This is a genomic window from Clostridium sardiniense, from assembly GCF_016907995.1.
Lineage (GTDB): Bacteria > Bacillota > Clostridia > Clostridiales > Clostridiaceae > Clostridium > Clostridium sardiniense.
Map to the genome: position 1 here is coordinate 182,226 of NZ_JAFBDA010000001.1, position 13,389 is coordinate 195,614.

The window sequence follows — 13,389 nt, forward strand, 5'->3', positions numbered from 1 at the left end:
ATGAGTTGTTTATATATTATAAGACAAGGAATGAATGGATTTACAGATGTTGAAAAAAAGATAGGTAAATATATTCTTTTAAATAAAGATGAGGTGATTAATATTTCAGCACAAGAATTTGCAGATAGAGTATCTGTATCACCAGCTGGAATAGTTAGATTCTCAAAAAAGTTAGGCTTTAAAGGCTTTACTGCTTTAAAGGTAGAACTTGCAAAGGAAAATGAAGAGGAAATAGTAGATTTTAGCGAGATGATTAGTGAAGATGATGATACAAAAACCATGATAAAAAAAGCTATAAGATCTAACATTAATACATTAGAGCAGACATGTAAGCTTATAAATATTGATGTAGTAAATAATGCAATAGATACTATAGCTAATGCAAAAAAAGTATATCTTTATGGTGTCGGTGCATCAGGACTTATTGCCTTAGATTTTCAGTATAAATTACTTAGAATAAAAAAAGATGTAATATATAACCATGATTCTCATATACAACTTGCTACTGCATCTCATATAGAAAAAGATGATGTAGCTATAGGAATAAGCTACAGCGGTGAAACAAAGGAGATTAATATTGCAATAAATGAAGCTAAAAATAATGGTGTTAAAACTATTGCTATAACAAAATATAATAGTAGCACATTATCAAAAAATGCTGATATGTGTCTTTATATACCAAATGAAGAAAAGGAAATAAGACTTGGAGCTATAGCATCAAGAATGTCAGCTTTAACATTAATTGATATTTTATATCTTGGAATTGTAAAGGGTAATATATCAAAAACGAAAAACTATATTACTGAAACTAGAAAAATAATTGAAAAAATAAAATAAGAAAATTAAGATAAAAACTAAAATAATTATGCCTAGCAATTAGATAAAATTAATTGCTAGGCTTTTTTATTTTTAAATTACTATTTATTTTTATTCGTAAGTCTTAAATAATAAGTATGTTAATTGAAGTAGTTTTTGCGATTTTTAAGTACACTCCTTTTCTCTACTTTGCTTAAATAATAATATTCTAGATACAACCATTAAAACTGGAATCTCAATAAGTGGTCCAACTATAAGGGCAACAGCAATCAGAGGTCTATCAGGGAAATAAGCTACAGCAATTGCAAGAGCTATTGGCGAATTTCTAGCTAATGTAGTTAAATTCAAAGCTACTGTATCTTCGTAGGACATATTTAACTTAAACCCAATAATCTGCCCAAGTAAGAATACTATAAAGAAAAATAGTAATAAAGGAATTAGTAGTTTTAAAAATATGCTTGGATGTGATAAAAATACCTTTCCTTGTGATGCAAACATTGAAAGTATAGCTAAATTTAAAAACCATCCTTGAAGGCTGCAACATTTTTTTGATACTGTTCCATCAAAATATGTATATCCTTTAATCTTAATAATTATATTTCTAATTATTATAGAAAGTATAAGAGGAATAATTAAAGTTATTATAGTACTACTTATTAGTTCTATTGAATTAAACTTAATACTTGTACCGCATATTAATAATACATATAAAGGTAGTAATACAATTTGAAGGATAAAGTTTAATGGAAGAAGAGATGCACCAAGAGCAGTGTTCCCTTTAGCTATCTCTGTGAAGATTAAATACCAATCAGTACAAGGGGTAACAGTAAGCATAACAAATCCAATTAATAAATCAGCTTCATTAATTAAAAATAATTTACCTAATATAAATATTAGCATAGGTGTTATTATAAAATTTATTATTATTGCTGTAGAAGTGAATTTTATATTTTTTAAAGAAGTTTTTATGTTTCCAAAGGGAATCTGAAGAAATAATAAAAATAGCATTAATGTAAGAAATGGCATAATAAGCTTATCAGATATAATAGATATAAAGTCTACTTGTCCAATAAAAATACCAATAAAAGCTATAATAATTATAATCAAGCTTTGGAACTTATCTTTTGTATCCAATTTAATGTCCTCCTAATGTAAGTTTTCTAAACTCTAATATAGAAGTATATCATTAATGATAATCAATATCAATTTTGAAGAAATAAAAAGAACCCATAGATAGTTTGTTAAGGGGATAACATCTAACTATGACTCGATTTAATATATTATTATATAAGAAGTAAAAATAATAAATTGATATAACTATAAATGTTAATTAAATGATAACAGATAGTTAATAGCCTTTACGAATTAAAGTATTATCATAGTAAATGATACATATTTTTTATACCTATAATTAATAAATTAGAATTATCAATAAAATAGCTAAAATTAAATTTAATAATTTAGATACATAGCTGTTAAATAGAAATTTGATAAAACTAGGAGATGACGAGAATGGACTGGGTACCATTTAAAAAGATAGAAAAATCAATAACAAACAGACTTCATAAAAGAGATAAAAAGAAATATGGCATATATGAAGCTGAAGTAGAAGAGATGGAAGAATTTTTAGCTATTGATGATTGTGATGAATTAATTAGACAAGGATATAATTTTTTAGAAGGTAAAAATGGCTTTGATAAAAATATTAGAAAGGCCATTTCTTTATTTGAAAGAGCAGAATCATTTGCAAGTGTACATGCAGCAATGATTTTATGTATAATTTACTCTAAAGGTGGTAGAGAAGTTAAGGCTGATGGATCTAAGAGTCATTACTATTATAAGCTTGCAGAAAAGCATATGAAATCTACTAAAAGTGAAGCAAAATCTGCTATGAAAATTTTAGAAAAAGGTGATGGTAATTTAATAAAATCTAATGATAATAGATTAGATGGACTTAAAAAGCTTGCGAAGGAGCTAAATAAGGAAAATTGATATTAAATTCAGAAAATAAAAAATATTTAACAGCTAAAATAATAAGCCTAGTACAATGAATTTATTGTACTAGGCTTATTTAATTTATCAAAATATCAAAAATGTTAAATGTTTTTAATGAAAATATAAATAGACAATGTAGGAAATTAGGGCCAATATTTGAAAATGTAACTATCATGTTATAGAATGTTAACAAATATCATATTTTGTTGACAAATAATACTTGAAGGTAAATTAAATTCTTGTTCTGTTAACTAAAAAAATACAAAAGCAATAAAAAAACTGGAGGATTTATAAATATGATAAAAAGAAAAGTAAGTAAAATATTGGCTATAGCTACTATATTCTGTTCAGCAATTTCAATTACATCGAATGCTACACAAGCTAATGCAACTCAGCTTAATACAGAGAGAAGTTCTGTATCAATTGGTAAAGTTACTGCAAAAAGTGGACTAAATATTAGAAAAAGTGCAACTACAAGTTCACAAATACTTAGAACTATTCCTTATAATGGACAAGTTAATATAAAGAGTAAAAGTGGAAGTTGGTACTATATAGAATACAATGGTACTTATGGATATGTAAGTGATAGTTATATAAATCAAATTTCAAGTGGTAATTCAGGAAGTAATTCAAATGCACAAACTCAAACAAGTGGAACTGGAAGAGTTACAGCAAGAAGTGGGTTAAATTTAAGAAAGAGTGCATCTACAAGTTCAGGGATAATAAGAACTATCCCATATAATGGACAAGTTAATATAAAGAGCAAAAGTGGAAGTTGGTATTATGTAGAATATAATGGCTCTTATGGATATGTAAGCGATGATTATATTCAAAAGACTTCAAGTGTCAGCTCTAATTCACAAGATTCAAGCAGCAATTCAAATACGCAAACTCAAATAAATGGATATGGAAAAGTTACAGCAAGAAGTGGATTAAATTTAAGAAAAGGTGCATCTACAGGCTCAGGATTAATAACAACTATTCCATACAACTCTCAAGTTAAATTAAAGAGTAAAAGTGGAAACTGGTACTATGTAGAGTATAATGGTTCTTTAGGATATGTAAATGCAGATTATGTACAAAAAACTTCAGGTAGTAGTTCAAATTCACAAAATACAAATAACGCATCGTCTAAATACAATAAAGTTTTGAGTGCTATGAAATCTCAAATTGGTAAGCCGTATCTTTATGGAGGATCGTCACCATCAACAGGTTTTGATTGCTCTGGACTTATGCAATGGGGATTTAAACAAGCTGGAATTAACATAGGTAGAACTACTTATGACCAAGTAAAAGCAGGTTCAGCTGTAAATATTAATAGTGCAAAACCAGGAGATTTATTAGTTTATTCTAGTAAGGAACATATTGGTATGTATATAGGAAATGGACAATGGATAGAAGCACCTAGTACAGGAAAGACTGTAAGAATTGCGAGTGTACCTTGGAACAAGATAGGATATGCAAGAAGAGTAATAAATTAATATAAGTTTTTAAAGTAAGACCTTTTAGGTAGTTTTAGTAAAACTACCCAAAAGGTCTTTTGTTTTATAGTTTTACTAAAACATAAAATATAAAAATACAAATATACAATTCTTAAAATATAATTAGTAATTAGAAATTTAGAATATTTAAAGATATAAAATAATAAAAATACAGTAATATTAAGTTTTTTGGAGGGGTATAATTTGAAAGTTATTTCAGAAATTTTTGGCTCAATGATAAGTCAAGGAATACTAGGGTGGGCTGTTATATTTGTTATTTTAGCTCTTGGAAGTTATGGAGTATATTTAAGTATTAAACTTAAGAGAAATTATGAAGGGTTAAGGGAGGAATTTGAACGTAGCATAGTTATAAATGAAGATACAGGAGAGAAGGATCTTAAGGGGACAGCACTTTATGAAATATCAGAAGAATTTAAAATGAGTGCAAGCAAAGGAACAGAGAATATCAATACTGAAGTCCTTATGGAGAAAAATTTAAGAAAATATATAAATATTAATGAAAGAGTAATTCATTTACTGCCATCGACTTCTATTGCATTAGGTCTTCTTGGAACATTTTTAGGTCTGACTGTTGCAATTCACTCAACTAATGGTGTGTTAGAGTCTGGAATTAAAACCATGGATGTATTTTTAAATAAGATGGGGGTGCCACTACAAGGTATGGCTAGTGCCTTCTGGACAAGTATCTTTGGTGTAATAATGTCACTTGTTTTAAATTCTGTAATACAAATGGCAAAAAGAGAAAAGGAAGAATTCTATGATGATGTTGAAGATTATTTAGATAATGTTTTATATAGTGAACATGCTTTTAGCTTTGTAACTCAATTTGAAAGATTTAATGATACTATATCAGCTTCTATGATTACATTAACTAAAGAGATGAGATCATTATTCCAAGAAGGAATTGATGAACTAGTTTCAAACATAAATAAAAATACTATCGATATGACTGAGTCTGCAAAAGTTTTATCTAATTACACTAAGGATTTAGAAATGGTTATATCATCCCTTAATAAATCAGTTGATAACTTTAAAGAGCCAATTGATATGTTTAAGTCTTCAATAGATGATTTTGATATAACAACTGAAAAATTAGAATTTGTTATGAATACTTCAGTAACTAGACTTTCTGATAAGATAGATGTTTTATCAGAAGTATTAAATAAGCTTGATATGAGTATAGAAGGAGAAAAGGAATCTATCGAGCTTATAAATGAAGAGCTTAGAGGTTATAAAGAAGGTTTAGATAAGAGTTATAGAGAGCTTATACGTGGAACAGAGAATATTAATAAATCAATTGAAGATAGTAATAGTCGTGCAAGTGAGCAAATTGAAAGCTTAAGACAAGGATATGCAGGCTTTGAATCTGGTATAAATGACTTTGTATCTAATGTAGAAATGTTAAGAGAAGGAATAGGAGAAGTTATATCTAAGGTATTAAGAGAGGAACTTGCAAATATTTCAGAGGAAATGGCAAATAAACTTCAAAAATCAATTAGAGGAATTGAAGAGGCAACAGAAAGCTTAAGCTACAATACAAGAACTGTTGGGGAGCTTGTTCGTGCAACAAATGAATGGGTAGCTGCAACTAGTGATGAGTAGGGGAGGCGAAGCTTTATGAAGATAAGAAGCAGAAAGTATAGGACTAGGGAAGAGGGTCCATCTTACTGGCCTTCTTTTGTAGATGTAATGACAGCAGCTACATTAGTTTTCTTCTTCCTTATGATTATATCTATGACGGTTTCTTCTCTATTCGTAGATAATATATCTAAAAAGAGAGAAGAGATTTATAATTCAATTCAAGAGAATCTAGATAAGAATGAAGTCAATGAAGATATTATGTACTTTGATAGAGAAGAAGGAAAAATGGTTTTAAATACAGAAACATTCTTTGATACTGATAAATGGATATTAAAAGATGAAGGGAAAACTCTAGCCAATCAGCTTAATAAGATATTTTATCTACTTTTAAATGAAAAAGGAATAGCACCTGAAATTGAGTATATAGAGGTTGTAGGACATACAGATTATGCAGGAGATACAATTTCAAATAGAAAACTTTCTACAGAACGTGCTATGAGCTTTTTAAATGCTATGGTTCCGATGGATAGTCCCTTAGAAAATGAATTTGGAGGAAAGTTTAAAGCCGCTGGTATGTCAGAATTTGAAACCAATCCAGATAAGAAAGATAGAGATAAAAAAGAGTATTCTAAGGAAGATATTGAAAAGACTAAGGATCAAAGAAAGATTGAAATAAAAATGGTATTTTCTAATAGAGATTTAGAAGAGGCTATAAGGTCTAGAGCAAGTGAGTAGGAGGACTTTATGAGTAATATGATTTATAGAGATTATGAGGAAATTACAACGGATGATGCCTTTAGCTATAAAGAAAGTACTTCCTTAGAAGATAAAGTTTTGTATTACAAAAAAGATATTGGACTTCATAAAAGATTTGAAGTTAAGTATGAAAGTGATGGGCCACTTTATGATATAAGAGTTATTCATAATGATCATAATGAAATTATAAAGTGTGATGTATTTAATACTATTGATGAAAAGAAAGTTAAGATAGCTGTTGATATTCCAAAAGGTCTTACTAGAGAATACAATTTTAAAGAGACAATTCTTATATATACAGATTATGATATTAGAGAATTTTCATTTTCTATTGAATGTATAGATGGAAGTTCTAACGAAAATAATATTATAAAACTTGAAGAGATTTTATTTTTTAATAGAAGTGAAGAGAATCTATTAAAGATAGTAAATGGAATAAAAAGAGTTGATGATATATTAGAAATTACAAAGAAAGCACCAGCTATATTAAATAATGAACTTAGTATAAATACTTATATTAAAATAATAAAAAGGTGTAGGTCTTTAAGCAAAGAGAATATCAAGCTTTCAATGTTTTGTGAGGAACTTCTAAAAAAGAAAGGAATACTTCTAAAGGATATTATAGAACCACTTAAAGATATGTATAAGAAAGGATTAGTCACTAAAAATACAAGAGATGTATTAAGATACCTAAGAATAGGTAGCTCCAGTGATGAAGAACTTAATGCTGCATTAATAAATGTTAAAGTTAAGCTTAAGGTTGTTGATGAAGAATTTATACATGGATTAATAATTCTATATAGTAGGTCAGATAATAAGAAGTCATTAGATAAGATTTTAAATATTATTCTATATTCTGATAATGTTAAGTATAATGACGAGCTATTAAAGATAATATTTGATTTTTATAGGAGAAATAATGATGTAAATTCTTTAATTATTGTATGTAGAGAGCTTAAAAAGAGGGGCATACCTTTAAAGGATTATGGTATACAAATTAAAGATAGAAATTTACTTGTTAAAGCCTACAGAAAGAATATATTAATAGATTGGAAAGAGCTTTTAGAATACTCAGAAGATTATTATAAAAGAAGTATTTATATAAAGGATGCTTTAGTAAATATATTAGAAGAAATTATTACAAAGGGAAAAGATAAGGATAAGAGATATATTTGTGTAAAGTATAAAACGGTAATAAGAGATTTAAGTAATTATAGTAGAGTAGTTTATAGATATTATATAGAAAATGTAATGGATTCTTACACTAAAAAGAATTTAGATAAGATTATAACATTAGAAAATTACCTAAATAATATTGGCGAAGGTATTGAAGATTCTAAAAGGATAGAGATACTTGAGAATATAATAGATTTTTATATAAAAAATGGAGATGAAAAGAAGTATATATCTTATTTGAAATACTATATTGTTAACTTAGCTACACGGGATGAAAACAAGTGTCTTAAGAGAATTATAGAAAATAATCTTTTAAATATAGAATTCTTAGGAACTTTTATAATGAGAGATGGACTTGCAGAAGTATGTAGAGATGATGGTATTTTAGAGATTGTAACTAAGGGAGTAATTAAAAATAAGAAGCAGGATCTTTTAGTTGTTATATTAAAAGAATATAAGAAGATGGAAAGAAAAGATAAGTATATTCCTATATTAAAAGAGCTTATTATAAACGGAAGTTTCATAAATAATTACGCCTATAATAAGCTTATAATTCCAATATATAATGAACTTCCAAATGATGAAAAAATAGATATATATGAGCTTCTGATAAAGAGAAAAGATCTTCCAATAAGCTTTAGAGAAAAAAATTATAATATCTATAGAAGTAAGGAGAATGAAACTTGTATAGTGAAAAATTTCTTAAATGGAAATTCAGATAGTGCACTTTCCAAAACTCTTGCCCTTAAAGAATGTTTTGATAGTGATGAGGAATTTTTAAAGACTATACAAAAAGGAAAAGATGATCCAGAAGTCTTAGCTATCGTATTAAAAAAGATAGAGAGTAAATTCTACAAAGATAAGGATTATGTTAAAAAATTAATATCACTATTACGATCAAAAAATAAAGAGATTAAGAAGATTGAAGGATATATAAGAGATTATTATAAGTATAAAGATAATCTTAAACTTCTATATATCTTTGGAAATATGAGAGTTTTAAGAAGAAAATCATCTAATGTATGTGATTTTGTAATACTAAAGGGAATATTTAATAAAGAAGAATCAAAGGGATACCTATTTAAAAATGATGGTTCTAAAAATATAATTAAAAAATATCTAAAAGAAGCTAGTATAGGATTTAGAGAAATAGATTCAAAAATTTTAATTATAAATAATGAAATAGAAGATATAAAAAAAGAAAAGAAAGATACAATTAGCCTAGAGATTAGAAATATACTAAATCTTATAAAACTTCAACAAGGACTAATACTAAATGGAAGCATGATAGTTGATTTTAGAGCGAATTCATTTAAATATATAAATGGAGTAATATTGCCTAAGAATTTAGAAGATTTAGTTCCTTATAAGAAGGAGTATGTATGCAGGAATAGGGAGCTTTTTGAGAATGATAAGATTGTTACTAATGATAAAGGAAGGCTAATTATAAATGAAAAGAATATAGTTAATTTAATAAAGTATTTTTTACATTTAAGGCTTGAATTAATAGACAAGAAATCATTAGATGAAAATGAATTTAGGGTATTAAATTCTATTATGAAAGATATAATTCAAAATAAGGAAGTAAATACTTATGGAGGATTAAGAGATGCTTTAAAAAATACAGCTAAATCATCAGTTGAAGAATTTAAAGTATACAAGTATCCTAAATATTTAGAAGAATATCCAAAGCTTAAAAATTTATTTAAAGAGAGGGTTCTTGAGCTCATTCTTAATAGAGGAGATACTAGAAAAAGGGCAAAAGAAATTGCTATAAATTATGATTTAGAGGTATCTAAAAAGGAAGAGTATTTCAGCTATTTAATTGATTGTTTTAATGAGCATTACTTTGATTTAGATATGTTTGAACTTCAAGAGATTTATGAAAAAGTAATAGCAATGATAAAAGAAGATAGCACTATAACTAGAAATTTCCAAAATGAACTTATAGAGCTATTTTTAAATACACCTAAAAAGTGCAATTATGATAGCCTTGAAGTGTTAATGGAAGTTAGAAGTTTAGCTGGAATAGAGAATCTTCAATATATAGAAGAGAAAATGATAAGTTAATTAGAAAAATAGATATAGTGGAAGCATTATATCTATTTTTATTTTATAATTTAAAAGTTTACAAAGTTTTAATAATTACTGCTTATTGATAATTATTATCTAAAGTTATAATATATAAGTGAAAATAAATTTATATATTATTAGGAGAAGAAAATGAAAAAGCTTAACATAACTCATAATGGTGAGATTATTACATTTACTCTTATAAGAAAAAATGTAAAGAATATAAACCTTAGAGTTAAAGGAACAGGAGAAACTATAGTAACAGCAAATCCTAGGGTTGATGAAGAGTATATTATAGATTTCTTAAAGAGAAAAATGCCTTGGATAATAGGACATAGAGAGAAGTTTAAAGAGAGAAGAGAATCAATTCAAAAAGAAAAGGATAGAACTAGCGAAGATAGTATTTGGTATCTTGGAAAGGTATATAAAGTTAAGGCTGTTAAGAGTGAAAAAGAATATATAAAGCGAGGAAAAGATGATATTTATGTATTTTTAAAAGATAAGGATAATGAGAAAAGAGTTAATACACTTTTAAGCAAGTGGTATGGAGAGAGTTGCTTAGAGGTATTCACCTCTATATATGGAAGTATGTTTAAGAAATTTGGTTCTTATATGATTCCACATGTTGATATAAAGGTTAGAAAAATGAAAAGTAGATGGGGATCTTGCAATCCAGTAAAGAAAAGAGTAACTTTAAATAGTGAACTTATGAAAACACCAATGGAGTGTATTGAATTTGTAATAGCTCATGAGCTTGCCCATTTAGTTGAAGCAAATCATAGTAAAGCTTTCTATGAGGTTTTAACTAAGGTAATGCCAGACTGGAAGAAAAGAAAAGAAGTATTAAATAAGTTTTGTTTATAGAATGAACTTTTATAGCTTATTTAGGAGCATAATATTTTTTATAATCTTTTAATTTTTAAGAATATAAGAAACATTATGTTCCTATTTATTTTTATTAAAATTAATTTTTATGCTGAATATTAAAGCTTTAAATGATTAGCTTATTTAGAGTAGTGATTAAGAGGTTATTATATTGTTTAAGAATTTATTTATTGTATATGATATTTTAATTTAAAAGCTTATAAGAAGTTTACATATGATTAATTTATAATAATATTAGAGTGTTAATTGTAGATATATATAGTTATGCGAAGTAAGACTTAAGGATTTATCATTTAATATAATAAGCACTGTATATTTTACTTGATAGATGATATAATTTCAAATGAAAAGGATTAAATTAAAATAATAATTTAAATAAAGGATAGATTTAACCGTAGTATAATGGGGGGACAAAATTGAGTAATAAAGAAAAAATTGAGATATGTTTAGCAGAACTAACAGATGAAGCATTTAAATCTAATAGAAGTGGTGGAGTAGAAACCCTTGAAATATCAGAACGATTGAATTTAAGAAGAAATGTTGTTAGCCATTATTTAAACGTTTTAGTAGCAGAAGATAAAGTTATTAAAATAAAAAGTAGACCTGTACAATTTATTCACAGAGAGACATTAAATAAGTATAGAAATAAAAAGAGTAGTGAAATAAAAGATGGATCTATTGAAGGAGTTATATATAATGAATTTATGTCTATAAGTAATTTACTTATAGAATATGATGAAAATAGATTAAGCTTAAAAGAAATTAGAAAAGAGATTAGTATAATAATGAATAAATGTTTAAGCAGTATTGTATATAGTGAAAATCCTGCTAAAAATGATATTTTGGAGAAAGAATATTTAAATATAATTAGCAAATCTCTTGAAATAGTTCATGATAATTATGGACTTAAATATTATGGCAATACTGCTAAAGTATTCAGTAGAATAATCTTATTTTTTATGAAACATAAATGTCTAAATTCTGCATGGTCAGAGGAAGAGAAAAAGAAACTTAAAGAAATATTAAATAGAAAATTATCTAAAGAATACATAATGGTAAATAAGCTTACCTTAAATATTAAAAATAATATGGAGTGTGATATAGGTTTTAATACTAAGCTTTTTATAACACTATATATTTTAATTACAATGAAGAATAATAACTTAAAGGTGAATGCCTTAATAATTGCTCATGGATATTCAACTGCAAGCAGTATTGCAAGTACAGTAAATCAATACTTTGGAGAGTTTATATTTAATACATTTGATATACCTATAAATATGCCAAAGGAAGAGATTGTACGAATAATAAATGGATATATAAAATCAGTAGATAATGAGGAAGATGCATTAGTTTTAGTTGATATGGAATCTCTACTGTCTATTGATAGTGATTTAGAGGATATAGTACAGGGTGATATTGGAGTTATAAATAATATAACAACAAATGTTGCTATAAATATTGCAGAGAAGATGATAGATGGGAAAGGTATACCAGATATAATTGATTACATAAAAAAAGAAGAAAAATCAAAATGTAGACTTATTAAAGGTAAAAAGAAAAAGAAAGCTATACTTACAACATGTATTTCTGGAATAGGAACTTCTGTAAAAATAAAAGAATTACTTTTAAAGTGTATAGGGGATGTAGATATCGATATAATCCCTTATGAATATGGAAGTCTAGCTAATAAAGGAATTGATGATGAAATTTTTTCGAAGTATGATGTAAAGCTTATAATAAGTACAACCAATCTGAAAATAGACGGTATAAACTGCATCTTATTAGAAAGTCTAATAAATTCTGATTCAGATAGAAAGCTTGAAAAATTATTATTAGAGTTTTTAGATAAAGAGCATATTAAGATTATAAAAAGAGACATTGCAAAGATGTTCTCACTTCAAAATATAATAAATCAATTAACTATATTAAATCCAAATAAGATAATAAATGAAGTTGATATAATAATAAGTAAAATGGAAAGAAAGTTTAAAAAGGTATTTTCATTAGATCTTAGGATGCTTTTATATATTCATATAAGCGTTATGATAGAGAGACTTATATTAAATCAAGGAATGGTCTTTGAAGAAGATGATAGGAAGTATGTTAAGAATAATAAAAAGATTATAGAAGTCATAGAAGATAGCTTTAGAGATACTTCAAAAGAATATAATTTTTACTTAACAACTAAAGAAATTCAAATTGTTCAAGAAATAATAGAAAGTAGATTAGGGAAGATAAAAGTTTAATATTTAAATAAAAAAGAAGTGAGCTATATGGCTCGCTTCTTTTTTGAAGAATTTAAGCTGTATCTTATCTTTATAAAAATGATATTTTTATTTTAATATAAATTAATGAAAATCCTATTAACAAAATATTTGTTTTTGATTAAGAATGTATTAAGCAATTCTGACTTTGAAATTTTTATTATAATTATAAATAGAGTTAAATTCATGAATGAAAATTATAAATATATTATTGGTGAATTTGTGAAGTTGTATTCAAAATGAATGTTATTTTCTAAATGTAGTGATAATGCGGAGTAGAGCGTATTCTAGTGAAGTTTTATTTTTTGAAATATTAATTATTCTTAAAATACTAATTC

9 protein-coding genes are annotated in these 13,389 nt (G+C 26.2%); 8 read left to right on the top strand and 1 reads right to left on the bottom strand.

What is annotated here, in order from left to right; genetic code table 11:
- Positions 1-837 carry a MurR/RpiR family transcriptional regulator gene (locus tag JOC62_RS00725; protein ID WP_204593241.1) on the top strand — a complete coding sequence of 279 codons (837 nt, stop codon included), beginning with the start codon at positions 1-3 and terminating at the stop codon, positions 835-837.
- A gap of 144 nt (positions 838-981) precedes the next feature.
- Here the strand turns inward: JOC62_RS00725 and JOC62_RS00730 are convergent, their stop codons facing one another.
- On the bottom strand, positions 982-1,950 hold the full coding sequence (locus JOC62_RS00730; RefSeq protein ID WP_204593242.1) for an arsenic resistance protein: 969 nt from the start codon (positions 1,948-1,950) through the stop codon (positions 982-984).
- A gap of 378 nt (positions 1,951-2,328) precedes the next feature.
- Here JOC62_RS00730 and JOC62_RS00735 point away from each other — a divergent pair, with 378 nt between their 5' ends.
- The 7 genes from JOC62_RS00735 to JOC62_RS00765 all read left to right on the top strand — a co-directional run bounded on the left by JOC62_RS00735 (position 2,329) and on the right by JOC62_RS00765 (position 13,033).
- A complete protein-coding gene (locus tag JOC62_RS00735; protein ID WP_204593243.1) occupies positions 2,329-2,808 on the top strand; it encodes an SEL1-like repeat protein in 480 nt (159 codons plus the stop codon).
- Positions 2,809-3,107: 299 nt separating this feature from the next.
- Positions 3,108-4,292 (top strand): C40 family peptidase, encoded by a 1,185-nt coding sequence (locus JOC62_RS00740; protein ID WP_204593244.1) that lies wholly within the window; start codon positions 3,108-3,110, stop codon positions 4,290-4,292.
- A gap of 204 nt (positions 4,293-4,496) precedes the next feature.
- A complete protein-coding gene (locus tag JOC62_RS00745; protein ID WP_204593245.1) occupies positions 4,497-5,915 on the top strand; it encodes a MotA/TolQ/ExbB proton channel family protein in 1,419 nt (472 codons plus the stop codon).
- A gap of 15 nt (positions 5,916-5,930) precedes the next feature.
- Positions 5,931-6,629 carry an OmpA/MotB family protein gene (locus tag JOC62_RS00750; protein WP_204593246.1) on the top strand — a complete coding sequence of 233 codons (699 nt, stop codon included), beginning with the start codon at positions 5,931-5,933 and terminating at the stop codon, positions 6,627-6,629.
- A gap of 9 nt (positions 6,630-6,638) precedes the next feature.
- Positions 6,639-9,896, top strand: a complete 3,258-nt coding sequence (locus JOC62_RS00755; protein ID WP_204593247.1) for a hypothetical protein — start codon at positions 6,639-6,641, stop codon at positions 9,894-9,896.
- A 153-nt stretch (positions 9,897-10,049) separates the two neighbouring features.
- Positions 10,050-10,763, top strand: a complete 714-nt coding sequence (locus JOC62_RS00760) for a M48 family metallopeptidase (protein ID WP_204593248.1) — start codon at positions 10,050-10,052, stop codon at positions 10,761-10,763.
- Between the two features lie 437 nt (positions 10,764-11,200).
- Positions 11,201-13,033, top strand: coding sequence for a PRD domain-containing protein (locus JOC62_RS00765; RefSeq protein ID WP_204593249.1), 1,833 nt, complete (start codon positions 11,201-11,203; stop codon positions 13,031-13,033).
- Positions 13,034-13,389: the final 356 nt, after the last annotated feature.